Source organism: Mesorhizobium terrae (genome assembly GCF_008727715.1).
Lineage (GTDB): Bacteria > Pseudomonadota > Alphaproteobacteria > Rhizobiales > Rhizobiaceae > Mesorhizobium > Mesorhizobium terrae.
In genome coordinates this window covers 2,027,581-2,051,846 of record NZ_CP044218.1, presented here as the reverse complement: position 1 = coordinate 2,051,846, position 24,266 = coordinate 2,027,581, and the positions used below count along the sequence as shown (strand labels likewise).

Annotated in this window: 28 protein-coding genes and 1 tRNA gene; 16 read left to right on the top strand and 13 right to left on the bottom strand. The window is 63.4% G+C overall.

What is annotated here, in order from left to right; translation table 11 throughout:
• Window positions 1-2 precede the first annotated feature (2 nt).
• From FZF13_RS11195 to ppa, 3 genes are all read left to right on the top strand, one after another.
• Window positions 3-641, top strand: coding sequence for a TPM domain-containing protein (locus FZF13_RS11195; RefSeq protein ID WP_024923074.1), 639 nt, complete (start codon window positions 3-5; stop codon window positions 639-641).
• Window positions 642-737: 96 nt separating this feature from the next.
• Window positions 738-1,244, top strand: a complete 507-nt coding sequence (locus FZF13_RS11190; RefSeq protein WP_024923075.1) for a GNAT family N-acetyltransferase — start codon at window positions 738-740, stop codon at window positions 1,242-1,244.
• Between the two features lie 207 nt (window positions 1,245-1,451).
• Window positions 1,452-1,991, top strand: coding sequence for an inorganic diphosphatase (gene ppa / locus FZF13_RS11185; protein ID WP_024923076.1), 540 nt, complete (start codon window positions 1,452-1,454; stop codon window positions 1,989-1,991).
• 51 nt (window positions 1,992-2,042) lie between these two features.
• On the opposite strand, the gene FZF13_RS11180 is transcribed toward ppa, so the two are convergent.
• The 3 genes from FZF13_RS11180 to FZF13_RS11170 are packed head-to-tail and all read right to left on the bottom strand — an operon-like array spanning window position 2,043 to window position 3,302.
• A complete protein-coding gene (locus FZF13_RS11180; protein ID WP_024923077.1) occupies window positions 2,043-2,636 on the bottom strand; it encodes a hypothetical protein in 594 nt (197 codons plus the stop codon).
• Between the two features lie 52 nt (window positions 2,637-2,688).
• Window positions 2,689-3,003, bottom strand: coding sequence for a DUF167 family protein (locus FZF13_RS11175; RefSeq protein ID WP_024923078.1), 315 nt, complete (start codon window positions 3,001-3,003; stop codon window positions 2,689-2,691).
• 8 nt (window positions 3,004-3,011) lie between these two features.
• Entirely contained in the window at window positions 3,012-3,302 is a 291-nt protein-coding gene (locus FZF13_RS11170; RefSeq protein WP_024923079.1) for a YggT family protein, read from the bottom strand.
• A gap of 250 nt (window positions 3,303-3,552) precedes the next feature.
• On the opposite strand from FZF13_RS11170, the gene FZF13_RS11165 reads away from it, so the two are divergent.
• Both FZF13_RS11165 and FZF13_RS29505 read left to right on the top strand, forming a co-directional pair.
• Window positions 3,553-3,628: transfer RNA gene (locus FZF13_RS11165), tRNA-Ala, on the top strand.
• Window positions 3,629-3,656: 28 nt separating this feature from the next.
• Entirely contained in the window at window positions 3,657-4,289 is a 633-nt protein-coding gene (locus FZF13_RS29505) for a hypothetical protein (protein WP_307417494.1), read from the top strand.
• A gap of 288 nt (window positions 4,290-4,577) precedes the next feature.
• On the opposite strand, the gene FZF13_RS11155 is transcribed toward FZF13_RS29505, so the two are convergent.
• Window positions 4,578-5,738, bottom strand: coding sequence for a glycosyltransferase family 87 protein (locus FZF13_RS11155; protein WP_137900376.1), 1,161 nt, complete (start codon window positions 5,736-5,738; stop codon window positions 4,578-4,580).
• 209 nt (window positions 5,739-5,947) lie between these two features.
• Window positions 5,948-6,130: a hypothetical protein gene (locus tag FZF13_RS11150; RefSeq protein WP_024923082.1), complete on the bottom strand. Its 183-nt coding sequence runs from the start codon at window positions 6,128-6,130 to the stop codon at window positions 5,948-5,950.
• An 80-nt stretch (window positions 6,131-6,210) separates the two neighbouring features.
• Between FZF13_RS11150 and FZF13_RS11145 the strand changes: the two genes are divergently transcribed.
• Window positions 6,211-7,020 carry an FkbM family methyltransferase gene (locus FZF13_RS11145; RefSeq protein WP_024923083.1) on the top strand — a complete coding sequence of 270 codons (810 nt, stop codon included), beginning with the start codon at window positions 6,211-6,213 and terminating at the stop codon, window positions 7,018-7,020.
• A 484-nt stretch (window positions 7,021-7,504) separates the two neighbouring features.
• Here the strand turns inward: FZF13_RS11145 and FZF13_RS11140 are convergent, their stop codons facing one another.
• Window positions 7,505-9,574 (bottom strand): 3-hydroxyacyl-CoA dehydrogenase NAD-binding domain-containing protein, encoded by a 2,070-nt coding sequence (locus FZF13_RS11140; RefSeq protein ID WP_024923084.1) that lies wholly within the window; start codon window positions 9,572-9,574, stop codon window positions 7,505-7,507.
• Window positions 9,575-9,734: 160 nt separating this feature from the next.
• Here FZF13_RS11140 and FZF13_RS11135 point away from each other — a divergent pair, with 160 nt between their 5' ends.
• From FZF13_RS11135 to FZF13_RS11125, 3 genes are all read left to right on the top strand, one after another.
• The gene (locus tag FZF13_RS11135; RefSeq protein ID WP_024923085.1) at window positions 9,735-10,310 is read left to right on the top strand and encodes a TetR/AcrR family transcriptional regulator; all 576 of its coding nucleotides are present in this window, start codon (window positions 9,735-9,737) and stop codon (window positions 10,308-10,310) included.
• A gap of 76 nt (window positions 10,311-10,386) precedes the next feature.
• Window positions 10,387-11,487: an aminotransferase class I/II-fold pyridoxal phosphate-dependent enzyme gene (locus FZF13_RS11130; protein ID WP_024923086.1), complete on the top strand. Its 1,101-nt coding sequence runs from the start codon at window positions 10,387-10,389 to the stop codon at window positions 11,485-11,487.
• Between the two features lie 129 nt (window positions 11,488-11,616).
• Window positions 11,617-12,858 carry an MFS transporter gene (locus tag FZF13_RS11125; RefSeq protein ID WP_024923087.1) on the top strand — a complete coding sequence of 414 codons (1,242 nt, stop codon included), beginning with the start codon at window positions 11,617-11,619 and terminating at the stop codon, window positions 12,856-12,858.
• A gap of 13 nt (window positions 12,859-12,871) precedes the next feature.
• Here the strand turns inward: FZF13_RS11125 and FZF13_RS11120 are convergent, their stop codons facing one another.
• The 6 genes from FZF13_RS11120 to hemC form a co-directional block, all read right to left on the bottom strand.
• Complete coding sequence (locus FZF13_RS11120; RefSeq protein ID WP_024923088.1) at window positions 12,872-13,606, bottom strand: glutamine amidotransferase; 735 nt, start codon at window positions 13,604-13,606, stop codon at window positions 12,872-12,874.
• Window positions 13,603-14,085, bottom strand: coding sequence for a tellurite resistance TerB family protein (locus tag FZF13_RS11115; RefSeq protein WP_024923089.1), 483 nt, complete (start codon window positions 14,083-14,085; stop codon window positions 13,603-13,605). Before FZF13_RS11115 ends, FZF13_RS11120 begins: the two co-directional genes overlap by 4 nt.
• Before the next feature lie 45 nt (window positions 14,086-14,130).
• Entirely contained in the window at window positions 14,131-15,684 is a 1,554-nt protein-coding gene (locus FZF13_RS11110; RefSeq protein WP_024923090.1) for a heme biosynthesis protein HemY, read from the bottom strand.
• A 4-nt stretch (window positions 15,685-15,688) separates the two neighbouring features.
• Window positions 15,689-17,050 carry a COG4223 family protein gene (locus FZF13_RS11105; protein ID WP_024923091.1) on the bottom strand — a complete coding sequence of 454 codons (1,362 nt, stop codon included), beginning with the start codon at window positions 17,048-17,050 and terminating at the stop codon, window positions 15,689-15,691.
• A gap of 97 nt (window positions 17,051-17,147) precedes the next feature.
• A complete protein-coding gene (locus FZF13_RS11100) occupies window positions 17,148-17,864 on the bottom strand; it encodes a uroporphyrinogen-III synthase (protein WP_024923092.1) in 717 nt (238 codons plus the stop codon).
• A 31-nt stretch (window positions 17,865-17,895) separates the two neighbouring features.
• The gene (gene hemC, locus FZF13_RS11095) at window positions 17,896-18,822 is read right to left on the bottom strand and encodes a hydroxymethylbilane synthase (protein WP_024923093.1); all 927 of its coding nucleotides are present in this window, start codon (window positions 18,820-18,822) and stop codon (window positions 17,896-17,898) included.
• Window positions 18,823-18,931: 109 nt separating this feature from the next.
• On the opposite strand from hemC, the gene tsaD reads away from it, so the two are divergent.
• Genes tsaD through FZF13_RS11065 form a run of 6 tightly spaced genes read left to right on the top strand, consistent with a single transcriptional unit; the run spans window position 18,932 to window position 22,885 of the window.
• Window positions 18,932-20,017 (top strand): tRNA (adenosine(37)-N6)-threonylcarbamoyltransferase complex transferase subunit TsaD, encoded by a 1,086-nt coding sequence (gene tsaD, locus FZF13_RS11090; RefSeq protein WP_024923094.1) that lies wholly within the window; start codon window positions 18,932-18,934, stop codon window positions 20,015-20,017.
• Window positions 20,014-21,012: an NAD(P)H-dependent glycerol-3-phosphate dehydrogenase gene (locus tag FZF13_RS11085; RefSeq protein WP_024923095.1), complete on the top strand. Its 999-nt coding sequence runs from the start codon at window positions 20,014-20,016 to the stop codon at window positions 21,010-21,012. The genes tsaD and FZF13_RS11085 overlap by 4 nt, the downstream gene beginning before the upstream one ends.
• Window positions 21,013-21,027: 15 nt before the next feature.
• On the top strand, window positions 21,028-21,324 hold the full coding sequence (locus tag FZF13_RS11080; RefSeq protein ID WP_024923096.1) for a YciI-like protein: 297 nt from the start codon (window positions 21,028-21,030) through the stop codon (window positions 21,322-21,324).
• Window positions 21,325-21,344: 20 nt separating this feature from the next.
• Window positions 21,345-21,770 (top strand): EVE domain-containing protein, encoded by a 426-nt coding sequence (locus FZF13_RS11075; protein ID WP_024923097.1) that lies wholly within the window; start codon window positions 21,345-21,347, stop codon window positions 21,768-21,770.
• The gene (locus tag FZF13_RS11070; RefSeq protein ID WP_171020914.1) at window positions 21,725-22,420 is read left to right on the top strand and encodes a class I SAM-dependent methyltransferase; all 696 of its coding nucleotides are present in this window, start codon (window positions 21,725-21,727) and stop codon (window positions 22,418-22,420) included. The genes FZF13_RS11075 and FZF13_RS11070 overlap by 46 nt, the downstream gene beginning before the upstream one ends.
• A 48-nt stretch (window positions 22,421-22,468) precedes the next feature.
• Complete coding sequence (locus FZF13_RS11065) at window positions 22,469-22,885, top strand: DUF1761 domain-containing protein (protein WP_024923099.1); 417 nt, start codon at window positions 22,469-22,471, stop codon at window positions 22,883-22,885.
• Between the two features lie 27 nt (window positions 22,886-22,912).
• Here FZF13_RS11065 and FZF13_RS11060 read toward each other — a convergent pair whose 3' ends face one another.
• Window positions 22,913-23,863, bottom strand: coding sequence for a LysR substrate-binding domain-containing protein (locus FZF13_RS11060; RefSeq protein WP_024923100.1), 951 nt, complete (start codon window positions 23,861-23,863; stop codon window positions 22,913-22,915).
• Window positions 23,864-23,998: 135 nt separating this feature from the next.
• Between FZF13_RS11060 and FZF13_RS11055 the strand changes: the two genes are divergently transcribed.
• Window positions 23,999-24,247, top strand: a complete 249-nt coding sequence (locus tag FZF13_RS11055) for a hypothetical protein (RefSeq protein ID WP_024923101.1) — start codon at window positions 23,999-24,001, stop codon at window positions 24,245-24,247.
• Window positions 24,248-24,266: the final 19 nt, after the last annotated feature.

The window sequence follows — 24,266 nt, the reverse complement described above, 5'->3', positions numbered from 1 at the left end:
CCATGGCGACACGACCGCTCACCCATGCCGACCATGAACGCATCGCCGATGCGATCCGCGACGCCGAGACGAAGACCGGCGGCGAAATCTACTGCGTCGTGGCGCGCTCGAGCGAGGGCTATTTCTTCCAGGCGGCCTTCACCGCCACGCTGGCCCTGTTCGCCGTCAGCATCGCCTTCGCCTATGTTCTCGAAGCCTTGTGGGTCAGCATACGCCTGCCGCATTTCCTCATCGCGCAGGCGGTGGCGGCGATCAGCCTGTCCATCGTTTTGTGGCTGGCGCCACGCCTGCGCATCCATTTCGTGCCACGCCGGCAGCGCTACAAGGCGGCCCATGCCAATGCTGTGAAGCAGTTCCTGGCACGCAACGTCCATCGCACCGCCACCCGCACCGGCGTTCTGATCTTCGTCTCGATCGCCGAACGCTACGCGGAAGTGGTGGCCGACAGCGGCATCGACGCCCGTGTCGGGCAGCACGTGTGGGACGGTGTCGTGCGTGACCTGACCGCGCATGCCGGCGACGACCGCCTCGCCGACGGGTTCGTTCACGCGACCGGCGTGGTCGGCGCCGTGCTGGCCGAGCATTTCCCGGTCACGCCGGACGACGTCAACGAGCTCGACGACCACCTCGTCGAAATCTAACCGACCCTACCCATATCGGCCGACGAAGCTTTCGTATGTGCGAAAGCAGCAAGGAGTCTTTGCAAGCCTTGCGCCTCGGTCTATGGTTAACAAATCATGAACACGTTGACCATCGACATCCGCAGGGCCGAGCCGCAAGACGCAGCGGCGATAGCCGATGTGCATCTCGAAGCGTGGCGCGGTGCCTATAGCGGCATCATCCCGCACAAGACGCTGACGGGCATGATCAACCGCCGCGGCACAGACTGGTGGGCGAACGCGATTCGCCGCGCCGCGACCGTTCTGGTGGTCGAGATCGGCGGCGTTATCGCCGGCTACGCGACGGTCGGCCGCAACCGCGCCCGCGAACTGCATCAGCAGGGCGAAATCTACGAGCTCTACCTGCGGCCTGAATATCAGGGCATCGGCATCGGCCGGCGGCTGTTTTCCGCCGCCCGCCGCAAGCTTGCCGACCACGGCCTCAAGGGCATGGTCGTATGGGCACTGGAAGACAACCAGAACGCGCTGGCCTTTTACGCCGGCGAAGGCGGACGCGACGTCGCCGAGGGCGTCGAAGTGTTCGAGCAGAAGGCGCTGAAGAAGGTCGCTTTCGTCTGGGATTGAGATGCGGGGCCCGCAAACCGCGGCTTCGACTTCTTCTCCCGTCATTCCCGCATTGCACAAAACCGCTTCGCCCGCTATCGGTGCGCGCGATTGCGGCGACCCGTGCCTTCGAGGTGCGTGACAGACGTCGCAAGCCGTTTCATTCTGCGTGTCGCAGCCCGGAACCGCTTCGGCTTTCGGGCTCATGCGCCAAAGAGAGGATAGCCCATGCGCATCGAAGCCATATCGATCGGCAAGAACCCGCCGGAAGACGTCAACGTCATCATCGAAGTGGCGGTCGGCGGCGAGCCGATCAAATACGAAATGGACAAGGAAGCCGGCACGCTGTTCGTCGACCGCTTCCTGTATACGCCGATGCGCTATCCCGGCAATTACGGCTTCGTGCCGCACACCCTGTCGGGCGACGGTGACCCGATCGACGTGCTGGTCTGCAACACGCGCGAACTGGTGCCGGGCTGCGTCATCAATGTGCGCCCGATCGGCGTCCTGATCATGGAAGACAATGCCGGCCAGGACGAGAAGGTGATCGCGGTGCCGTCGCCGCACATTACCAAGCGCTACGAAAACGTCTTCAACCACACGGACCTGCCTGAGATCACGCTCAAGCAGATCGAGCACTTCTTCGAACACTACAAGGATCTCGAGCCCGGCAAATGGGTGAAGATCGGCGGCTGGCACGACTCAGCCTATGCCAAGAAGATGATCGTCGAGGCGATTGAACGCGCCAAGACGCACAAGGCTGGCTAACAAGTCCGACTAAGCGGAAAGATCACGGGCGGTCGTTGCGGCCGCCCGTTTTCAATTGTCCACCCGCCCGAACGGCGGCACCTCTCCGATCGCGATGCGCTTGTCTTTCCCGCACACGAAAGCGCGCGCCTTTTCGTCGGCAATCTTGCGGGCGTCGTCATTGGCGCCGGCATTGCCTGTCGCCAGCACCAGGCCGACGGTACAGCCTTCGCGCCCCTCTATCTGGGCCACCTTGGCCACCACCAGCACATCCACCTGCTTGGCAGCATCCTCGCCGCTGGTATTGACCGAACGGCGATGGATGGCGGCGAAGGGGATGGAAACATTGCCGGTCGTTTCGACCCGCCATTCCACCTTCGATCCGGAGCTGTTGAAACCGGCGAAACTCTCCCAGGTAGAGGTCATGTCTTCAGGAGGAAAACCGAAGAAGACGGATTCGCGCGCATCACCGTATGAAAGCAGGACCGGGTAGCCGAGATAACCCGAGCAGGAGAGATCGGCCCAATCGCCGTCATTCTCGCCGGCCTGTGCGTAGGTCAGGCAATCCTTTTCAGGAACGAGGTCGGTATAGACGCTGGTGACCTGCCCCGCCGAGGCACAGCTGCAGAAACCGGCAAGGACAAGCATCGCAAAAACAATCCGCATGACGGCCTCCGGCTAATGGATTGCGGACAATAACGCCAAACGCCGCCAGCGACTATGGCGCGCCGAGGTCCGACGCACGCCGTGCGAGTTCAGCCGGATCGCCTGTTATGCGCAGCGTCTTCAGTCGAGCGGTGCCGCCGGCGACGACCGTCACCGACGACGACGGAACGCCGAGAGCCTTGGCCACGAGCTTCTCCAGGGCACTGTTGGCCGCGCCCTTTTCCGGCACGGCGCGTACGCGCGCCTTGACATGGCAACGACCGTCCGCCGCCATTTCCACGCCTTCCAGCGCATCCGCCGCCGATTTCGGCGTCAGCCGCACGATGAGATCGATGCCGTCGGCGCGCCGCCGGAAGGGCTCCGCCATCGCAGCGCTCAGACGAGCGCGGGATAGATGGTGGTGAGAATGAATTGGCGCAGGAAGAACAGGATCAAAAGCAGGATGATCGGCGAAATGTCGATGCCGCCGAGATCGGGCATAACGCGGCGGATGGGCCGCAGCGCCGGTTCCGTCAGCCGGTAAAGCGCGTTGCCGATAGTGCCAACGAACTGATTGCGCGGGTTGACGACGTTGAACGCGTAAAGCCACGAGAAGATGGCCGAGGCGATGATGATCCACCAATAGAGGTCAAGCGCCAGAATGACGGTTTGAATGAGGGCGGTCATGCAGGTCTCCGAGTGTTGCCGACATGTAGCCATTACACGCGGATGCGGCAAGAGCCGGGCGAACCGAGAGCGAAACCCGACATCAGACGGAGGCTTATTCGGCTCGGGGTCGGAATGACAGGACCGGAATGAACCAACGCCGGAGCATCTGGCGTTCGCAAACTGGCAACGCCGGCTGGACCGGCTCCGCCATCCAAAAGCTCGCTTGACAGTGAAGCGCCTCGCCTCATAAATGCGCCATCCGCTGGACGGGGCTGTAGCTCAGCTGGGAGAGCGCGTCGTTCGCAATGACGAGGTCAGGGGTTCGATCCCCCTCAGCTCCACCAACGGCGGATAATTTGACTTTGATTCCCCTTGATCTTTTGGACCGCGCTCAAAGCGGCAGATGAATTTTCGCATTCGCTCAGAATGAGGAATCGTCCGCTCGCGATGACGCTTCTGAGAATTCTGGCCGGCGGATATTTTTTCGCGCGTTGTGATCGCGGAAAAATCTTGGCGTATTGCGCAGAAAAGCATAGCCCCGGCTCCGGCTGGGGTTTTCGTTTGAGCTTTAGCACCTCCGGTCGGGCCAATCAGATCTCGGCTTGCTTGCGTACAATTCAGAAACAAAATTCTACACGCTGGAAAAACTGGAGAAATGAGCTCGTGTCACAACGTTTGTGGCCTAGTCCTCAAATCAAAGGAATTTCCATGAAGACCGTGACATTTGTTGCCTCTGTCGTTTTCGCCGGCTTCCTCTCGACTGCCGCGTTTGCAGCGAGCAAGCCCGCAGCAAGCACGACAACCGCTCCCGCCGCAGCAAGCACGGCAACGGCTCCCGCCGCAGCGAGCACGACCGTCAAGAAGACGACCCCGACGAAGTCTCCGGAGAAGACGGCCATTTCCAAGCAGTGCTCGGTACTCGCCGACGCCAAGGGCCTTCACGGCAAGGACCGCGAGAAATTCCGGGCGGAATGCAAGAAGAATGGTGGCAAGGCGCCAAAGTAAGCTGAACATGGTTCGATCCGATAGCCCCCGCGTCAGCGGGGGTTTTCATTTCGACTAACATTCCGAAGTTTTTTGACTCGCTCGCACCAACACGAACGAGCATGAAGCAAAAAACTATTCGCGACGAATAGCGAGCGAGGCCAGCATGCGGGCCTTGGCGTCAGTCGGGCCTGGCTTCACGATCATAACGGCCTGATGGGCCGCAAAGTTAACCGTGACTGGCTCGCATAGCGAGATCAATGAAATCGGGAGTGAGGGGAGGCTTCCGGGCCTCCCTCCCATCCCCGTCTAAATACGCTTTCCAATGGACAATTTGAGCGTCGCGACTTTCTGCAAAAGGCAAAATAGCAATGGTACGGAAATGAGGGTGACCATCATGGGTTTGAACCATGGGTTCAGCGCCGCATGCAGGTCTGCGTCAATTCCGGTCCACCCGCAGAGGAACAGCATCGAGCCGAGGGCAGTGGGGACATATGACGTTGGCTCGCGGGTTTTGAGATAGGCAACCGCAAGGCCCAGCGGAACAGCCACCATCACATATGTGTTGGACTCAACGCGCGGGTTGAAAACCGTCATGTAGTAGGCTGCGATCAGGAAGATCACAAAGCGGTGCAACGGTTCATTTTCGCGGTCAAGTCGAAATACGGCGCCAAGCACAATCGCCGCCACCGATAGCCTGACTATCATTGCGGCCGGACCGGTGATCGAAATGCCGGCAGCAGCCAATATCCCCGTAAAATCGGCGGCCTCGAACGCCTCCCGCGCGCTGTTGGAACTCATCGAAGTGAGGAGCTGGAAGAACTCCAGATGCTGAGCATTGACGTACTCTGCAGGCGCGAAGGCATAGGGTACTGCGAGCATCAACGCGACCGCACCAACAATCCACGGAATAAGGCGCGGTCTCAGTGCGGCGATAAGGAGGATGACGACAATCGCGGTTGGTTTGGCGGTTAGCGCGGCGAATGACCAAAGCAGCGTCTGCCATCGTTTGTTGTCCAGCGCCGACATGGTTAGAAACCAGCAGGCAGCAGTGAGCAGAATTGTCGATTGCCCGTTGCGAACAGCTCCCAGGGAAAGCGGCAGAGCCAGGAACAAGCCGAGCGAGACAATCCAGCCGTCCTTTTCCGGGTCGAGCTTTTTTGCCTGCGTAAAGACAGCTGCCGTCAACAAGCCAACGCCAAGCACACGCCAGAGCAGGCCACCAACAGTTGGACCAAGTTCGTAAAACGGCAGGTAGAGGGCAGCAAAGGCCGGGGCATAGAGATACCCCATGGCTCGTTTCAAATCGTAGAGAGGCTGATGTTCAAAGAACATCTGCGATCCAAAATCGTAAGCGACAAGAACTGAGCGAACCTGCGGCTTCAGCGCACACAAAACCAGCACCGTCGCAATAGCGAGCGCGCAAAGAATGAGGCCGCTGCGCTCATAGAGCGACTTCAGAAAACGCACGACTTCCCCCTCGAGAAGACCACAAACCCGGTCCTCCCTTAGCACATACCGGGTTAAATGAATGGCAAACAATCTTGCCTCGGCAATTCTCAATGCGTCCAGGCAGCTCGGAATTGGCCCGGTAAGAAGGGCCCTTGGGAAGGGGACCACAACGCGCGAGGAACTCAGCGGTTCAGGTCGTTAGGAGCGTCCACGGCGCTTGTCTCAATCTACGTAAACAGTCGCTCCTGTGACGGCGTCCGCCAAAAGCGGCACCCCATCATCGACATGAAATTTCGCTGTCCCTCGCTTTTCAGCAAGACTTCCCGGGTGGCTTTCACGGCGCCGTGCCGGTCCCGTTTAGGATCGATATCATCCAGATGCCGCCCAGCGCCCGCGAAGATGCGGCTCATCGTGGCTTCCTTCCGATATTCTTGCAGTTCGCGAAATCGCGCTCTATCCAAGGAGCAGCGATTGCTTGGGGAGCACGGGCATGCGGCTCACGGAGTTCTTCTACCTGCTGGGCCTGAAGCCGAGCGCGCGGGTCTACGGCCATTCGACCGAGACCGTTCATCTCGAAAAGGACGGCGAGGTCAAATTCGCGTTGTGGCGAAATCCCCGATTCAACGGATTTGAAATTCTACAATCGGAAATCGACGAGCTGCGCACCTTCATTTCCGACGGTGACGTGGCCATCGATATCGGCGCCCATTGTGGGGACACCGCGCTTCCCATGGCACTCGCCTGCGGTCCGAACGGATTTGTTCTTGCCTTCGAGCCAAACCCGTTCGTGTTCTCGATCCTTGCCAGCAACGCCATCCTGAACCCGGGCAAATACAACATCGTCGCCTTCCCTTATGCCGTCACGAACCAGGACGAAGCCTTGGTGTTCAAATACAACGGCCCGGACTTCCCCAATGGCGGCGACAAGCACGGTTCGTCCGTCTGGAAGCACGGCAGCACCTACTCCCTACCTGTCGAAGGCAGGAGGATCGGCCCGATGATACGTGCTCGCTTGGGCGAAAAGGTCTCGAAACTCCGCTACATCAAGACGGATATCGAAGGTCACGACCTTTCCGCGCTCAAATCGATCGAGGATCTGGTCGATGAAGCGCGCCCCCGCGTCAAATCCGAGGTCAATGTTCACAACACCCCGGAGGAGCGCCGTGCTTTGTACCGCTTCTTCGCGGAAAAGGGCTACGCCGTACACCTAGTGGAGCAGAGCACGCTGTTCGGGCGCAAACTTGCCGAGAACGATATGGCGAGCATCCGGCACTTTGATATCTTCGCGGTGCCAGAATAGCTTCGAGCCTTCCGAAGCTGCCTGCTCGGGCTTTGCGAGGGTATCGGGTTGGCTAAGCCTGCGGAAACATCCGCGCTCGGTTCGGGCACTGATAGTCAAGCCATTCCGAAACATCACCGCCTGCTAATAAGTACAATAGCGAGCCCAGCGCCAGGCGCTATTGTCGGGCCGCTCTATCCATGCGGAGCTATTTCGTACGAGGAGCGGCCCGCCTGCAGGCATCAGCCTACAAAAGTAGCAGGCGGGCTTCCATTTTCCGGACGCTGCGTAGAAACGCCATCGGTCCACGGCTGTCCTTTTGGTTGAATTGCTGGGTGTCTTGCGTGAGGTTACGCTAATTCTGCCGGCGTCCTACAACCGGCCTGTCCCGACCGCCGGACCATCCTACCCCCAACCCCGCGGGTGTTCGGCGGCCGGGCTGTGAGCCATCGCCAATAGCGAACCGTCGTTGGCAGGCCTCAGTCCACCAACGGAAATCCTTCCATCACGCTTCAGCGGCCATCGCCTTCAACCGTTCGGACGGCTTGAAGACATCCTTGCCGGTATGGTCGTGCCAATAGCTCAGGCGTCCGGCGATCGTCGCCAGACCCTTCTGCCGGGCCCAGAACATCGGCCCGCCCTTGCCGAGCGGAAAGCCGTAGCCGTTCACCCAGACGAGATCGATATCGGATTCGCGCGCGGCAATGCCTTCCTCGAGAATGCGCATGCCCTCATTGATCAGCGGGTAGAGCGTGCGCTCTATGATTTCTTCGGCCGTAATCGCGCGCGGCGCGACGCCAATGCGTTTGGCCTCTTCGGCGATATGCGCCGCGAGTTCCGGATCGGGCTGCGCGGTGCGGCCATCGGCGTAGAGATAGAAGCCCCGACCGGTCTTCTGGCCGAAACGGCCCTGCTCGCAGAGCCAGTCGGCGATCAAGGCCGTCTTGCCCAGGGCCTTGCGGTTGCGCCAGCCTATGTCCAGTCCGGCAAGATCGACCATCTGGAACGGTCCCATCGGCCAGCCGAAATCGGTGAAGGCCTTGTCGACCTCCGCTGGGCTGGCACCTTCGAGGAGCAGGGCCTCGATCTCCGTGCCGCGTGCCGCCAGCATGCGGTTGCCGACGAAGCCGTGACAGACGCCGACCACGACCGGCACCTTGCCGATCGAACGGGCGAGCGACAGCAGCGTGACCAGCACGTCCGGCGCCGTTTCCGCGCCCCGCACGATCTCCAAGAGCTTCATGACATTGGCCGGCGAGAAGAAATGCATGCCGGCAAAATCCTGTGGCTTTGAGACGGCGCCGGCCAGCGCGTTGACGTCGAGATAGGAGGTGTTGGTGGCGATGATGGTGCCCGGCTTCACGGACTTGTCGATGGCCGCCAACACCTCTTTCTTGACCGTCATCTCCTCGAACACCGCCTCGATCACCAGATCGCAATCCGCCAGCGCCGCATAGTCGGTCGTGCCCGAAAGCAGTGCCAGGCGCGCCGTCTTGTCGGTCTCGCTGAGCGAACCGCGCGAGACGGAGATCGCGTAATTCTTCGCCATCCGCTCCAGACCGCGTTGCAGTGCCTCGGTTGCCGCTTCGACCAAGGTCACGGCGATGCCGCCATTGGCAAACGCCATCGCGATGCCACCGCCCATTGTGCCGGCGCCGATGATGCCGACACGGCGGATCGGCCGCGGCTTGATCGTCTTGTCGATGCCAACCACCTTGGCGGCCTCGCGTTCGGCGAAGAACAGATGCCGTTGCGCGCGCGACTGTTCGGATCCCACCAGTTCGATGAAAAGGGCGCGCTCGCGCGCCAGCGCCTCGTCAAAAGGCAAAAGCACGGCGTTGCGCACCGCCTGCGCGCAAGCGACCGGCGCCTGCAATCCCCTGGCCTTTGCCGTCACGCCCTTGATGCGCGCCTCAAGCTCATCCCGATCGACACTTTCGAGCTTGTCGCGCCGGTTGCGCACGGCGATGAACGGGCCGCCCTCCGCCGCCTTGACCGCCGCGAAGGCGGCGGCATCGGCAACCAGGTCGACACCGGCAAGGCTGTCGACAAGACCAGCCTCCAGGGCCTCCGCGGCGACAATCGGCATGCCGGAGGTGATCATATCCAATGCCTTGAACGGTCCAACCAGCGCCGGCAGGCGAACGGTGCCGCCAGCCCCGGGCAACAGGCCGAGCTTCACTTCGGGCAGGCCGAGCCGGGCCGTCTCGTCGGCGACCCGAAAATGGCAGCCGAGCGCCAGTTCCAGCCCACCACCCAATGCCGTGCCATGAATGGCGGCGACGGTCGGCTTTTCGATCGTCTCCAGCAGCGCGATCAACGCTCCCAGGTCCGGATCCTGCATCGGCTTGCCGAATTCGGCGATGTCGGCGCCGGCAACGAAAGTGCGTCCTGCGCAAGCGATCACGATGGCGGCCGTCGCCTGGTCGTCGCGCAACCGGGTGAGCGCATCATGGAGAGGACTGCGCACGGAAAACGACAGCGCATTCACCGGCGGATTGTCGATGGTGACGATGGCGACGCCGCCGCGATGCGCGACGCTGACCTTGGCCTCGGGTGTCTTGATGTCGGTCATCGGTTGGCCTCTTCGAACAAGGCGCTCAAGCCAGACGTCGCGGCCTCGGGCGCCGATCATATTTACAAACCAGCTGGCCGGTAATAAAACACGGTGCATGCCTCGTCAACGACCAGACACCGTCCACGCAGGGAAGGCCCCGGTCGGTCGGCCGCCAACCATGCCGGCGCCACGTGCCACCATTCTCGGCGCCGCCGCGAAACTGTTCGCCGCCAATGGCTTCGATGGCACCTCGTTGAACGACGTCGCCCAAGCCGTTGGCGTCACCAAGGCGGCCGTCTACCACTACTTCCCCACCAAGAAGGACATCTTCGACGAGATGGTCGTCGACCTGCTGGAGCGGCAATATCTCGCCGTCGGCGCGGCGATTACGGCAGCTCCGGAACCGGACGAAAAGCTCAAGGCCTTCATGCAGACGCAGGCGATTTTCTTCGAAACCAACTACGCCGCCTTCGTCGTCATGCTGCACGGTTTCGGCGGCGTCGAGAGAAATCACTGGACCGACGAGCAACTGGCTTTGCGGGATCGCTTCGAGAAATTGCTGCGTTCCCTGTTGGCCGACGGCAAGGCTGCGGGAACCTTTGCGATTGACGATGTCGCCATCGCGGCACGTGCCGTGCTTTCGCTGATGAACTGGATGGTGCGCTGGTTCCGGCCTGAAGGCGAGGTTCGCGCCGAAGACTTCGCCCTGCAATATCATTCGCTTATCGTCTCGGGCCTGCAGCCGAGAAAGTAGGCTGGATCGACCTGTCGGGATTGTCTGGCCTCATCCTTGTCCCTTACGCTGCACGACAAAGGGTGGAGGCTTGCCGATGAACTACGCACGCATGGTGATCGAGAAGGAAGCGCCGGAGGAATACGGCTACGACCGCATCCGCTACAATCTTTCGGAAAGTTCGATTGCCGACCAGAAGCTTTCCGACATCGGGATCGCCTTGCTGGACCTCACTCTGTTCTACGGCGAACATCGCGGCGACCGTGCGCTGAGGGAACTGATCGCGGCCCAGGACCGGGGCCTGTCGCCTGACGACGTGCTGGTTACAGCCGGTGCCGCCGGCGCGCTTTTCATCATCGCCACGTCGCTTCTGTCGGAACGCGATCATCTGGTCGTGGTGCGGCCGAACTACGCGACCAACATCGAAACGCCAAAGGCGATCGGCTGCGCCATCACCTATATCGATCTCGCCTTCGATACCGGCTTCGCCATCGATGTCGACCGTATCGCGGTGGCGATGACGCCACGGACGCGCTACATCAGCATCACCTGCCCGCATAACCCGACCGGCACGATGATGAGCCGCGCGGACCTCGACCGGCTGATCGCATTGGCGGAAGAGAAAGGCTGCTATCTTCTGGTCGACGAGACCTATCGCGATCTCAGCTACGGCACCAAATTGCCGACGGCCGCCTCGCTCAGCAAGCGGGCGATCAGCGTCTCGTCGCTGTCGAAGGCCTTCGGTATTCCCGGAATCCGCATCGGCTGGCTGATCACCCGCGATGTTGCCTTGCAGGAGAAATTCCTGTCGGCCAAGGAGCAGATCGGCATCTGCGGCAGTGTCATCGACGAGGCGATCGCCCGCGCGATGCTGGAACGGCGCGATAGTTTCCTGGCCGGGCTGCTGCCGGAAATGGCGGCCCGTCGCGGCATCGTGCAGAACTGGATCGACAAGGAACCGCTGGTCGACTGGGTGCCGCCTTCCGGCGGTGTCGTCGGCTTTCCGCGCATCGACGTCGCGCCCAATTTCGACCTCGACGGCTTCTACACCCGGCTTCTGGAGAAACATGGCACCTATGTGGGGCCTGGCCATTGGTTCGAAATGCCGAAAACCTTTTTCCGCGTCGGGTTCGGCTGGCCGACCGCCGAACAATTGCGTGGCGGTCTTGCCGCCATATCTGCGGCGCTGCGCGACTGACGCGCGGCGAAGACAGGGCGAAATTCCACACCCGCGGTGCGGAAATCTGCGCTATAGCTCGGCGACCGGACCAGCGCCCATCGTGGAAGAGCCCCGCCGGCCTGTGCAACTGCTATGGGGCCGACATCCATGAAGACCGACAGATCACCGTCTCCGGAACGACGTTACGCAGCGTTCCGGCACGCGCCGTTCCGCAACTATTGGGCCGCGCGCTTCCTCACCACCTTCGCCGCCCAGATCGTTTCGGTGGCGGTCGGCTGGCAGATCTATGACCTGACACGCGACCCGTTCGACCTTGGCTTGGTCGGCATCGTGCAGTTCTTGCCCTCGCTGCTCCTGGTGCTGGTCACCGGTGTCGTCGCCGACCGCTTCGGGCGGCGCAGGATCATGGCGCTGGCGATCGTGATGGAAGCGGCCTGCGCGGCGACACTACTTTTGTTGACCTGGCACGGCCTGGGTTCGCCGCTGCCGATCTTTTCCGTGCTCGTCCCGTTCGGCATTGCCCGCGCCTTTTTCGGCCCGGCCTCGGCCTCGCTCTTCGCCAATCTGGTGCCGCCGCAGGACTTCGCCAACGCGATTGCCTGGAATTCATCGGCCTGGCAGACCGCCACCATCGTCGGTCCCGTCGCCGGCGGCCTGCTCTATGGGCTGTCGGCAGAGGCCGCTTATGGCTGCGCCGCATTGTTGATGCTGCTGGCAGTCGTATTGATTCTCGCCATTCCAAAACCGGCGCAGCGCGGCGAGACGGACAAGCCCAGCCTCGAAACCCTGTTTGCCGGCTTCCGCTACATCTGGGGCGAAAAGGTCGTCCTGGGAGCGATATCGCTTGACCTGTTCGCCGTGCTTCTTTCAGGCGCATCGGCTTTGCTGCCGGTCTATGCGCGCGACATCCTCGATCTCGGCCCATGGGGCCTTGGCCTGTTGCGCTCGGCGCCGGGCGTCGGCGCCATCTGCGTTGCCGTGTGGTTGGCCGGCCATCCGATCCGCGACCATGCCGGTGCCGTCATGCTCATCTTCGTGGCGCTGTTTGGCGCCGTTACCGCTCTGTTCGGCCTGTCGGTCACCACATGGCTGTCGATCGTCGCGCTTGCTCTTTTGGGCGCTACCGACATGGTCAGCGTCTATATCCGTGAAACCCTGATCCAGTTGTGGACTCCGGACGACGTCCGTGGGCGGGTCAATGCCGTCAACCAGGTATTTGTCGGCGCCTCCAACGAAGTGGGCGAATTCCGCGCCGGCACCATGGCGGCGATCGTCGGTACGGTCCCGGCGGTGGTTGTTGGCGGCATCGGCGCGATCGCCGTCGCCGGCCTATGGGCGCTGATCTTTCCCAATCTGCGCAAGGTCCGCCGGCTGGATGCCCGGGAGTAACCGGCCCGCCGCGTCAGCCCGCAGCCGGTCGGCCAAAGATCGTGGCCAGGAATTCGGCAAGCCAGCGTTTCAGATGCATGTCCCAGACCAACCGGCCGCCGAGATGATCGCGGCCGGGCTGCGCGCCGGGTAGCTCGAAACGATGCGCGCCATGCACCACCCAGCGCTGCATCATCATCCGGGTCAGTTCGCCGTGGAACTGGATGCCCCAGGCATTGTCGCCATAACGGAAGGCCTGGTTCGGATAGGTATCCGCGGTCGCCAGCAGCGTGGCGTCCTTCGGCAGTGAAAACCCCTCGCGGTGGAATTGATAGACCATGTCAGGCCAATGCATCAGCTTGCGGCCCTCTTCCGTGGCGCGAAGCGGGTACCAGCCGATCTCGACCAGCCCTTCGCCATGACCTTCGACATGACCGCCGAGATGATTGACCAGCATCTGCGCGCCGAGACAGATGCCGAGCAGCGGCTTGCCCTCCTTGAGCGGCACCGCCAGCCAGTCCGTCTCGCGCCGCACGAACTCCTCGTGATGGTCGTTCGCGCTCATTGGCCCGCCAAAAACCACCACGCCAGCGTGATGGGCGAGCGTTTCGGGAAGCTGGTCGCCAAGCGGCGGCCGGCGTATGTCGAGATCGTAACCCGCTTCGATCAGCATATGCCCGACACGGCCGGAACTGGACGTCTCCTGATGCAGGACGATCAGGATCCGGGGACGTTTTCCAGCTGCCGTGAACGGATGGACCCGGTTCATTCGTCGCCGGTCTTGCTCTCACTGCCAGGAGCCTTGGCCGCGGCTGCGCGCTTCGCCGCCACCCGGTCCACGCGCTCGACATCGAGGAGCTCGGCAACGCGCCAGACGGTGTTGTCCTCCAGCTCGTGAAGCTCGCCATCGGCGTAAACGATATCCCACATCAACCCGATGAAGGCTTTGCGCGCTTCAGGATCGAGATGACGCTTCAGCACGCTGGTGAAGGCGTAGAGGTCGATCGCTTCGTTGTCGGCCTTCTCGCCGGCATCGGCGAGGTCCTCCAGTTCCCGACCGCGAACCGCATAGGTTTCGCCGAGAATTGTCTTGAAGCGCTCCCACTCGACATCCTGCCTGACGCCGTCGGCGTTCATGACATGGTAGAGCAGGGCCGCGGCCGCGATATGCGGGTCATCTTCCCCAGCATGGGCACGGCTGCCGCCGGAGGGCAGGTCTTTCAGGAATGACAGAACGCGTTCGAACATCGGGACTAATTTGGCTCCTTCGCGGTCGCGATCAAGACACTGCCTTCAAAACAACCGGAAGCGGCGCGGCGTGTCCGTCCCGTCCTCGGGCTCGACACCGGGATCGTCCGGCAAGCGGGGAGGGTCCGTTTCACCCTTGGCCGTCTTGACCGGGCGGTCGCCCGCACCATCGACCTTCTCAGTCGCTGCCGTGGAGACCGTGACCGCCTCCGCATCGACCACGATGGCATCGTCGTCCTCGCGTTCCGGGGCGGCCAGAACGGGCGCCGCAATCTCTGGCGCGGGACGGTGCGCCTCGATCAAGCGGCCGGCGCGTTCCACCGGACCGCGCCATTCGAACGCATCCAGTCGCCCGGTAACAGGCGAGACCGGAGCCCAGCGATCGGTGCTGACGCCGTCGGCCACCCATGCCGCGTCGTGCGGCGCGCGAACGGCCTGGGACAGCAATTGCCGCACCTTGCCCTGGTTGCCGGTATCGGCCTCCTCGATGTCGGCAAGCAGCAGATAAGCGCCTTCACTGGGCTGCATCCGGGTCGCGGCTTCCGCTTCCTGGCGGGCAAGCGCGAAATCCTGAGCGTCGAGCGCGGCACGCGCGACCGCCAGCGACGATTCGACGTGATTCTTCCTCATCTCCTGCAGCTTGCGGGCCCTGCCCAGACGATCGAGCACTGCATCGCCGGGCCGCGCGCGAACATAAAGGTCCGCCACGTCGGGATGCGGCTCGGCGCGCCATGCCGCCTCCAGGACCTTCGAGCCCTTGCGCAGGTCGTTCTGCTTGAACAGCACCTTGGCCGCAACGAGCGCAGCCGGCGCGAAGTCCGGCAACAGGCGATTGGCGTCCAGCGCGGCCGCCTTAGCGCCGGTCGGGTCGCTGTCCATCAACGCCCCGGCCTTTGCCGTCAGAAGCACGCCACGCCGGCGGTTGGCGGCATCGCGCTCGATCTGCCGGGTCGATTTCTGGGCGTCGGCTAGCTTCAAGGCGCCATCCCAATCGCCGCGCGCGGCCAGTTCTTCCATCGTTGCCTCGGCGGCCCAGGCAAGCTGGGGCGCCGTGGAAGCAGCACGGCCGGCATAGTGCCGGGCTGCATTGCGATCGCCCAGCCGCTCTGCCTCCAGATACAGTCCGCGCAGGCCAAGCAGCCGCATCTCGGGATCGTCGAGCATGGCCTCGAATTTCTGACGGGCACCCTCGTGATCGCCTTCCAGCAGCGAAGCCTGTGCATCGAGCAGGTTGACCAGCGGTTCCTGATCGGAGCGGATCAGCTTGGCCGCCTCCTTGGTCTTGCGCCGCGCCAACGCGCCGTCACCCGCGCCAGCCGCGATCATGCCGGTCGACAGCGCCTGATAACCCCGGTCGCGACGGCGGACCCGGAAGTGCCGGGCGATCGCATAGGGACTGTTCCAGATCGACTTCAGCAGCCACCAAACGATCATCACCGCGGCAACGACCGCCACGACGGCAACCGCGGCCACCATCAGGCTGACCTTGTATTGATAGCCGCTGAAGGTGACGACCATCTCGCCAGGGCGATCGGCTAGCCAAGCGAAGCCCAATCCAAGCGCGAAGACGATGGCAAGATAGAAGAGGATGCGGATCATCGGATCATCCCTTCATCGCGCCGGACACCAGGGCATCGACCGCCGCCTCGGCATCAAGCCGCGACTTGAGCTTGCCGGCAAAGTCGGCGCCGGCGGCCTTGGCCGGCTCGGGCAGCGTGTCATATTCGGCGAGCGCCTTGGCGTAGTCGCCCTGGGTTACCGCCACTTCCAGACGCGCGACGGTTTCCGGTGCGCCCTTGCCTTCGACGGCACCGATCGGGCGTACCTTGACCAGCGATTCGGCACTGCTGACAAGCCGCTGGAAGATGCCCTGATTGGGATCGACCGGCGTGGCCGCGGCAATCATCGCATTGGCGGCATCGCTCATGCCGGCGGCGAGATCGACCCGCGTCGAGACGCCTTTTTCGGCATAGGGCCGCAACACCGCTATTTGCGGTGCATCCGGGCGGACAGCGGCGAAGGTATCGAGCTCGGCCGTGAACGGCGCCCCCCTGTCGAGCGCCGCCTTCAACGCGGAAGCAGCGATCGCCAGCGCGATCTTGGGTTGCGAGGCCTGCGCGTCCACCTTGCCTGACAACTGCGATGCAAGCTGCTCCAGCGCAACCACGCGACCGTCCAGCGTTCCGGCCGCCTGATCGGCCGATTTGATCAGACTATCGAGAGCATCGAGCTTTTCGGTTACCGGTCCAAGATCGACGGTTGTAGTTGGGGCCTTGCTCAGCCCGGCCAATGCGGTTTCCAGTTGCGCGATCTTGTCCGAAAGCGCCGCAACCTTGCTGTCGTCGCCATTGCCGGCCTGCGGAACAGCCTTCAGCGCGGCGACGTCAGCCTTGACCTGATCGAGCGCGGCCGAAAGCCGCGCCACCACGTCGCCATCGGCATTGGATTTGAGGCCGGCGACCTCGCTTTTCAGGGTCGCGATATCGCCGGCGCTGGCGCCGGACGATCCCGGCGCCCCGAGCAGGCCGGCGAATTGCAGGCCGCCTGCGCCAACCAGAGCTATGGCACCGCCGATCAGGCCGGCAGCGAGAAGCCCGATACCGCCGCGCTTGGTTTCCGCCGGCTGGCTATTCGACCTCGAGCCGTCGGAGTTGGCCTCTTTCACCTGGGCCGCGGCAGCCGGTTCCGGCTGCGGGCGGGCCGATTGTTCGGCGAAATCGTAGTCGAAGCTCTTATGCTGCTGCGCGGCACTTTCAGGCGCGGACGTCTCGGCGGACGAATCGCTCCGGCCTGCCTGGACGCTTTCCCGCGATTCGGCGCCCACCGGTTCCGATATCGTCGCCCGGTCCTTTGCCTTGTCGCCGCCATCCGCCGCGGTCACGCGCGAGACGTCAGCGGGATCGAGATCGATCGTCACCGGCTCATGCCGGCTTCTCGAATGTCGCGTCTTCGGCGTCTTGACCATACTTGGGCTCCGCAGGGTTATCGGGACGGCAAGGAAGGCTCAAAAAAGGTCTACCACACCTCCAAGCTGTGAAAAGGGGCGGCGTGATGGCGCAGTATCAATCTGCGGGATCGAGCAGCGCCAGCAAGGCGTCCTCATTTGGCTCGCCAGCCACCACCAGCCGTCCGGGCGCAACGGGACCGAACGAGCTCGCGACGCGCTCCGACAGCACAAGGATCCGCGTTTCGTCGAAATACCGTGCCAGTTCGGGCCGCCGCGCCAGTTCCGAAAAAGCCTGCGCGGCCTTGGCCGAATAAAGCAGCACCGCGTCCGCCGGCCGCCCGGCCAGCCGTTTCATGACGACGACGCCGGCTTGGTGGATGGCAAGCGTGTCATAGATCTCAAGCGGCACCACATTGACGTTTTTCGCCGACAGCCCTGTCTCGAAGGCCGAGAACCGCACATGACCGCACAGATAGACGACCGTTTTGCCGGCCAGCGAGGGAGCGATCCTGTCAGCCAACGCTTCGGCATCGCCTTGCCCAATCTCCGCAACCGACAGCCCGGCTGAACGCGCCGCATCGGCGGTTTTCGGCCCGACGACGTGGCAGGGAAGGCCGGCCAGCCGCTGGATCAGTTCGGCGGACGCATGACGGATGGCGTTGGAGCTGGTCACTGCCGCCGCCGCTATATCGGCCGGGAGAGACTGGATATCGATATCGAGCGCCTTCGTCTCCGACAGCGGGATCAGGATTGGCTCCAGACCCAGTTTTCGAAGACGGGCCGCTGTCCGGCTGGCGCCGGGCTGCGGTCGCGTGACCACGACGCGAACCATTCAATGGGTTCCTGAGCCGGCGCGCATCGGATCAGCTCCAGCCCTCGAAGAACTCGGCGCCGGCCCGCGCCCTGACGTCGGCGCCGGCCTCCGCTCCGATCAGGGCCGCGTCAGCGGCAAGACCTTCGCGTGCGACCTCGCATATGTCGGTGCCGTCGGGCGTCAGGATCAGGCCTGAGAAGACCAACCTCTCCCCATCGACAGTCGCATAGCCGGCGATCGGCGTTCGGCAGGAACCGTCAAGCGCCGCCAGGAAAGCCCGTTCGCAGGCCAGCGCCTGACCGGTCGGCACATCGTGAATGGGGGCGAGCAAGGCACCGGTTTGTTGATCGCCGATACGGCTTTCGATGCAGATCGCGCCTTGCCCGGGCGCCGGCGGAAATGCCTCCAGCGACATGAGATCGGTGACCAGATGCTCCAGGCCGAGTCGCTTGAGCCCGGCTAGGGCAAGGATGGTTCCGTCGGCGACGCCCTCGTCCAGCTTGCGGAGCCTGGTCTGCACATTGCCCCGGAACAGCACGACGTCGAGATCGGGGCGCATGCGGCGGATCAGTGCCTGGCGGCGCAGCGACGACGAGCCGACCTTCGCTCCTGCGGGCAGGTCGGCGATCCGCGCCGCCTTGCGGCTGATGAAGGCCTCGCGTGCATCCTCGCGCGGCAGAAACGCCGAAAGCTCAAGCCCATCCGGCAGCGCCGTCGGCATGTCCTTGGAGGAATGCACGGCGATGTCGATGCGGCCGTCGAGCAGCGCCTCCTCGATCTCCTTCGTGAAAAGGCCCTTGCCGCCGGCTTCCGAAAGCGGTCGGTCTTGGACGCGGTCGCCACTGGTCGTGATGACGACAATCTCGAACGCCGCCTCCGGCAGGCCATGGGCAGCCACGAGCCGCGCCCGTGTTTCATGTGCCTGCGCCAGCGCCAGAAGGCTGCCTCGCGTTCCGATCTTCAAGGTTGTTTGCATCAAGCGCGGTCCGTGATAACCCCGGCTCGGAGCCCAAAGCTCCAGATATCCGGCTCTCTCCTAACGGGGAAGTCGCGCATGGGCAATCATCGAGGTTTGCGGCGAATTGATCCGCGTTCTGGGCATAGAGACGAGCTGCGACGAAACAGCGGCCAGCGTCGTGGCGCTGGACGGCGCTTCCGCGCCCGATATCCTGTCCAATGTCGTGCTCAGCCAGATCGCCGAACATGCGGCTTTCGGTGGTGTCGTACCCGAGATCGCGGCGCGCGCCCATGTCGAGGCGCTGGACGGCATTGTTGCCGCGGCACTTGCCGATTCGGGCGTGAAGCTCGATGAGATCGACGCGATTGCCGCAACCGCCGGTCCCGGCCTCGTCGGCGGGCTGATCGTCGGCCTGATGACGGCCAAGGCGATCGCCGCCGCCGCCGACAAACCTTTGCTGGCCATCAATCATCTGGAAGGCCACGCCCTGACCGCGCGGCTCACCGACGGGCTGGCCTTCCCCTATCTGCTGCTGCTGGTCTCCGGCGGTCACACCCAGATCGTGCGCGTGGCCGGCGTCGGCGACTATCAGCGCTGGGCCACCACCATCGACGATGCGCTGGGCGAAGCTTTCGACAAGACCGCGAAAATGCTCGGCCTGCCCTATCCCGGCGGTCCCAATGTCGAAAAGGCGGCCGCGAAGGGAGACCCGACGCGTTTCGCCTTTCCAAGGCCGATGAAGGGCGCCGCCCAGCCCGACTTTTCGTTCTCCGGGCTCAAGACCGCGGTGCGCCAGGCCGCACAGGCGATCGCGCCGCTGACCGACCAGGATGTCGCCGACATCTGCGCCTCTTTCCAGACGGCCGTCGCCGATGCCCTGGCCGACCGCGTCTCGCGCGCCCTTGGCCGCTTCCGGACCGAGTTTCCGGATCAGCACGAGCCGGCCCTGGTTGTCGCGGGTGGCGTGGCAGCCAACCGCGTCATCAAGGCGACGCTCGAGCGGCTTTGCACCACGGCCGGCTTCCGTTTCGTGGCACCACCGCTGAAACTCTGCACTGACAACGCCGCGATGATCGCCTGGGCCGGCATAGAGCGCCTGCGCGCCGGGCTCGATGAGGAAAACGCTTTCGATTTCGTGCCACGTTCACGCTGGCCGCTCGATACGGTCTCGGTGCCCGTGGTGGGCTCGGGCAGACGGGGAGCCAAGGCATGAGCGAGGCATTGCCAGGCGGCCGGCGCATAGCGGTGCTGGGCGGCGGTGCCTGGGGCACGGCATTGGCGCAGGCCATGCTGCGAGCCTGCCATAGCGTGACGCTTTGGGCGCGCGACGCCGAGATGGCCGACGCCATTCGCAAACGCGCGAACCCGCGCTATCTGCCGGGCATCGTCCTCGACGCCGGCATCGAGGCGACTTCCTCTCTGGCAGAGGCTCTTAAGGGAGCAGACTGCGTTCTGGCGGTGACACCGGCACAGTCCCTGCGCCAGGTTCTCAACGAGGCGAAACCATATCTCGCCCCCGCCATACCCGTCGTGTTGTGCGCCAAGGGCATCGAACGCAACAGCGGTGCCCTGCTCTCCACGATCGCAGGCGAAATCCTGCCCGGCACGCCAATCGCCGCCCTGTCCGGACCGAGCTTCGCCACCGACGTCGCCAAGGGTCTGCCCACCGCCGTCGTGGTCGCGGCGCGGGAGGAGAGCCTGGCAGCGGAGCTTGCCGCCCTCTTCTCGGCCCGCAACCTGCGCTGTTATTCCAGTGACGACCTCGTCGGCGTCGAGATCGGCGGCGCGTTGAAGAACGTCTTCGCGCTCGCCGCTGGCGCCGTTGCCGGCGCCGGACTGGGCGCCAGTGCGCAGGCGGCGATGGTCACGCGCGGCTTCGTCGAATTGCGGCGTATCGGCGCTGCCTTCGGAGCAAAGCCGGAGACGCTGATGGGGCTGTCGGGCCTGGGCGACCTGATGCTGACCTGTTCCTCGGCCCAGTCACGCAATTTCGCCTATGGGCTGGCATTGGGTCGTGGTGAGGCGCTTGCCGGCCGGCCGCTGGCCGAAGGCGTGCCGACGGCGGCGATTGCCGCCAGGCTGGCCGCCGAGCAGGGCATCGATGCTCCAATCATTTCCGCCGTGGCCGCCATCCTGGAGGGCGCGATCACCATCGGTGAAGCGGTCTCCATGCTGATGACGCGGCCCCTGAAAACCGAAAACGACTGAGGAAGCGAGCCAAACATGCTGTTTGCACTGATCTGCAAGGACAAACCCGGCCACCTCCAGGTGCGCCTCGATGCGCGGCCGGACCATGTCGCCTTTCTCAACGGGCTGAATGCCGACAAGAAACTGGCCTTTGCCGGTCCGTTCCTCGATGCCGACGGCAAGCCCAATGGCAGCATGGTCGTGATCGAGGCCACCGATCTTGCCGGTGCCGAGGCGCTGGCGGCGGCAGACCCCTATGCCAAGGCGGGCCTGTTCGAGAAAGTCGAGATCAAACCCTGGACCTGGGTGTTCAACAAACCCGCCGAAGCCTGATACCGCCGCAGAGGATCACCATGAACTACTGGCTCTTCAAATCCGAACCGTTCAAGTTCTCCTTCGACATGCTGAAGGAAAAGGGCAAGGCCGGCACCCAGTGGGACGGCGTGCGCAATTATGCCGCGCGCAACAACATGAAGGCCATGCAGATCGGCGACCTCGGCTTCTTCTATCACTCCAATGACGGGCTCAACATCGTCGGCATCGCGGAAGTCTGTGCGCTGGCGCATCACGACACCACCACCGACGATCCACGCTGGGAGTGTGTCGACATCCGCGCCGTCCGCGATGTGCCCACGCCGCCGACGCTGGCAGACATCAAGGCCAACCCGAAGCTGTCGGAAATGGCGCTGGTCAGGCTCGGCCGCCTGTCGGTGCAGCCGGTCACGCCCGAGGAGTGGAAGGAAGTCTGTCGCATGGGCGGTCTCAACCCCGCGCCGTGACACTGACGCCCGAAACCGCCGAACGCTTCATCCTCGACAACACGGCGTTGATGACGCCGCCGCATGTGCCGGAAATCCGGCTTCATCTCGCCGATGAGGCGCATGATCTGTGGCGACGTACCGAAGAGGAATTGGCCGAGATCGGCCTGCCGCCACCCTTCTGGGCCTTTGCCTGGGCCGGCGGGCAGGGGCTGGCTCGTTACATCCTGGATCATCCAGAAAGCGTGCGCGGCCGCCGCGTATTTGATTTCGCCTCCGGCTCCGGTCTGGTGGCGATAGCGGCGATGAAGGCCGGCGCGTCGGCCGTCGAAGCGGCCGACATCGACCCGTTCTGCGATACCGCTATCCGCCTGAATGCCGCCGCCAATGGTGTCGACGTCACATTCACCGCCTCCGATCGCGTCGGATCGGATGAAGGATGGGACGTCATCCTTGCCGGCGACGTCTTTTACGAAAAACCCTTTGCCGGCCGCCTGCTACCCTGGTTTTCCGCGCTGAAATCGCGTGGCGCCGACATCCTGATCGGCGACCCCGGCCGCGCCTATCTGCCGAAGACCGGCCTGGAGCGGCTGGCAGCCTACGAAGTGCCGGTCACCCGGGCTCTGGAAGATGCCGAGGTCAAGCGCACCACGGTCTGGCGCTTCGCTTGACGCGACCTCCGAACAAGCGTTCCATGCGGGTCAATGGAGGGGGACACCATGGATTTTTCTGCCGTAAACTGGCTTGCAATCATCGCGGCCGCCGTTCTGGGCTGGCTGTTCGGCGCGGTATGGTACACCGCGCTGAGCAAACCGTGGCTCAAGGCAGTGCGGATTGACCCCACGACGATGCGCAATTCGGTGATGCCGTTCGTGATCGGCTTTGTCGGCCTGGTCGTCATGGCCTTCGTCCTGTCCTTGGTCATTCCCGGCATGACCGGAGGAGAACCGAGTGTCGTTGCCGGGATCGTGCTGGGGTTCGTGCTGTGGCTCGGCTTCGTTGCCACCACGCTTACCGTCAACCACCGCTATCAGGGTTTCGGCTGGGCGCTGACGGCCATCGATTCAGGCCATTGGCTGGGCGCGATGCTGATCATGGGCGCTGTCATAGGCTGGTTCGGCGCGCCCGCTTCGTAGCACCTGTCCGGCTGCCGACACTTCCGATCAGAAATCGTCCCAGCTTCGCTGCGTGACATCCATCTGCGGCGCATGTGCCTCCGCGAGCAGCCAGTTCTTGAAGGCGATGATGCGCGCATCCTGCGCCGAACCCTCGGGATAGATCAGGAAGTAGGCAAATTCGGGCGGCACCTTGATGCTGAGCTCGAACGGCCTGACCAGCCGCCCTTCCGACAGGTCGTTGGCGACCATGGCAAAATCGGCGAGCGCCACCACATTGCCGCCCGCCGCGGCTGCGATGGCGTCGGTCGACGTCGTCATCACCACCGTACGACTGTCATCGAAATCCTCGATGCCGGCCGCCGCCATCCACATGCGCCAGTTCGGCCAGGTGATGCCCTGGCGGGACCACTCGATGTGAACCAGCGTATGTTTGAGCAGGTCGCGGGGTTCGTCGAGCGGCGGTCCGGAACGCAGCAGTCCCGGGCTGCAAACTGGAATGATGACGTTTTCGAACAATCTGTCGGCGCACAAGCCCGGATATTTGCCGGTGCCGAAACGGATGCCGATATCGACGTCGTCGCGGTCGAAATCGCGCGGCTCGTAGGTGATATCGAAACGCAGTTCGATGTCGGGATGGAGCTTGCGGAAGCCGTCGACACGGCGCAACAGCCAGCGTGTTGCGAATTCCGCGCTGGCGGTCACCTTCAATAGCGCCCCGCCGCGCGCAAGCTTCTTGGCCCGGGTCACCGCGCGGTTGAGTGTCTCTAGCGCGTCCGCGGACGCGTCCACCAGCGCCATCCCCGCCTCGGTCAGGCGTATGGTGCGGCTGGTGCGGGTGAACAGCACCAGACCAAGCTGGTCCTCGATTTCCTTGATCTGGTAGCTGACCGCCGCCGGCGTCAGGCCAAGTTCGTCGGCGGCGCGGGTAAAATTGAGATGCCGGCCGGCCGCTTCCAGCGTCCGCAGCGCACGGGTCCCAGGCAGCAGACGGGACATGGCTATCTTCAAGCGCTCCTTGATGATCAGCCAAGAACTACTCGTTTCCCCCTTTCATTTCAATGCGAGATACTGACCCCAATCGAAAATCTCCAAGCTTGGCTTGAAGCCAGGCCGCCTTGAAAGAACTCCCTCATGTCCGCCATTGTTTTGAAATCCGAAGTCGCGCGCCCAAACCGCATCCGCCCGCTGCTCGACTGGCTGCGCCATGCCCGTATTGCCATCAACCTGCCGCCGCAGGATTCCGGATATCTGTCGGATGCGCATTTGCGTGACATCGGCCTGCGACGCACCGACATTGCCCGCAGCGTATCGGACGCGCCGCAGCGGCTCGGCCTGCTCGATCTCGGCTGGCAGCCACCCCGTTCCAACAAGCACCGGTAATCCAGCCGACTCGTCGCTC

What these genes read in the sequence shown, in the direction of transcription:
- FZF13_RS11195 (WP_024923074.1), top strand. Translation starts at nt 3, where the DNA reads ATGGCGACACGACCGCTCACCCATGCCGACCATGAACGCATCGCCGAT.
- FZF13_RS11190 (WP_024923075.1), top strand. Translation starts at nt 738, where the DNA reads ATGAACACGTTGACCATCGACATCCGCAGGGCCGAGCCGCAAGACGCA.
- ppa (WP_024923076.1), top strand. Translation starts at nt 1,452, where the DNA reads ATGCGCATCGAAGCCATATCGATCGGCAAGAACCCGCCGGAAGACGTC.
- FZF13_RS11180 (WP_024923077.1), bottom strand. Translation starts at nt 2,636, where the DNA reads ATGCGGATTGTTTTTGCGATGCTTGTCCTTGCCGGTTTCTGCAGCTGT.
- FZF13_RS11175 (WP_024923078.1), bottom strand. Translation starts at nt 3,003, where the DNA reads ATGGCGGAGCCCTTCCGGCGGCGCGCCGACGGCATCGATCTCATCGTG.
- FZF13_RS11170 (WP_024923079.1), bottom strand. Translation starts at nt 3,302, where the DNA reads ATGACCGCCCTCATTCAAACCGTCATTCTGGCGCTTGACCTCTATTGG.
- FZF13_RS11150 (WP_024923082.1), bottom strand. Translation starts at nt 6,130, where the DNA reads ATGAGCCGCATCTTCGCGGGCGCTGGGCGGCATCTGGATGATATCGAT.
- FZF13_RS11145 (WP_024923083.1), top strand. Translation starts at nt 6,211, where the DNA reads ATGCGGCTCACGGAGTTCTTCTACCTGCTGGGCCTGAAGCCGAGCGCG.
- FZF13_RS11140 (WP_024923084.1), bottom strand. Translation starts at nt 9,574, where the DNA reads ATGACCGACATCAAGACACCCGAGGCCAAGGTCAGCGTCGCGCATCGC.
- FZF13_RS11135 (WP_024923085.1), top strand. Translation starts at nt 9,735, where the DNA reads ATGCCGGCGCCACGTGCCACCATTCTCGGCGCCGCCGCGAAACTGTTC.
- FZF13_RS11130 (WP_024923086.1), top strand. Translation starts at nt 10,387, where the DNA reads ATGAACTACGCACGCATGGTGATCGAGAAGGAAGCGCCGGAGGAATAC.
- FZF13_RS11125 (WP_024923087.1), top strand. Translation starts at nt 11,617, where the DNA reads ATGAAGACCGACAGATCACCGTCTCCGGAACGACGTTACGCAGCGTTC.
- FZF13_RS11120 (WP_024923088.1), bottom strand. Translation starts at nt 13,606, where the DNA reads ATGAACCGGGTCCATCCGTTCACGGCAGCTGGAAAACGTCCCCGGATC.
- FZF13_RS11115 (WP_024923089.1), bottom strand. Translation starts at nt 14,085, where the DNA reads ATGTTCGAACGCGTTCTGTCATTCCTGAAAGACCTGCCCTCCGGCGGC.
- FZF13_RS11110 (WP_024923090.1), bottom strand. Translation starts at nt 15,684, where the DNA reads ATGATCCGCATCCTCTTCTATCTTGCCATCGTCTTCGCGCTTGGATTG.
- FZF13_RS11105 (WP_024923091.1), bottom strand. Translation starts at nt 17,050, where the DNA reads ATGGTCAAGACGCCGAAGACGCGACATTCGAGAAGCCGGCATGAGCCG.
- FZF13_RS11100 (WP_024923092.1), bottom strand. Translation starts at nt 17,864, where the DNA reads ATGGTTCGCGTCGTGGTCACGCGACCGCAGCCCGGCGCCAGCCGGACA.
- hemC (WP_024923093.1), bottom strand. Translation starts at nt 18,822, where the DNA reads ATGCAAACAACCTTGAAGATCGGAACGCGAGGCAGCCTTCTGGCGCTG.
- FZF13_RS11085 (WP_024923095.1), top strand. Translation starts at nt 20,014, where the DNA reads ATGAGCGAGGCATTGCCAGGCGGCCGGCGCATAGCGGTGCTGGGCGGC.
- FZF13_RS11080 (WP_024923096.1), top strand. Translation starts at nt 21,028, where the DNA reads ATGCTGTTTGCACTGATCTGCAAGGACAAACCCGGCCACCTCCAGGTG.
- FZF13_RS11075 (WP_024923097.1), top strand. Translation starts at nt 21,345, where the DNA reads ATGAACTACTGGCTCTTCAAATCCGAACCGTTCAAGTTCTCCTTCGAC.
- FZF13_RS11065 (WP_024923099.1), top strand. Translation starts at nt 22,469, where the DNA reads ATGGATTTTTCTGCCGTAAACTGGCTTGCAATCATCGCGGCCGCCGTT.
- FZF13_RS11060 (WP_024923100.1), bottom strand. Translation starts at nt 23,863, where the DNA reads ATGTCCCGTCTGCTGCCTGGGACCCGTGCGCTGCGGACGCTGGAAGCG.
- FZF13_RS11055 (WP_024923101.1), top strand. Translation starts at nt 23,999, where the DNA reads ATGTCCGCCATTGTTTTGAAATCCGAAGTCGCGCGCCCAAACCGCATC.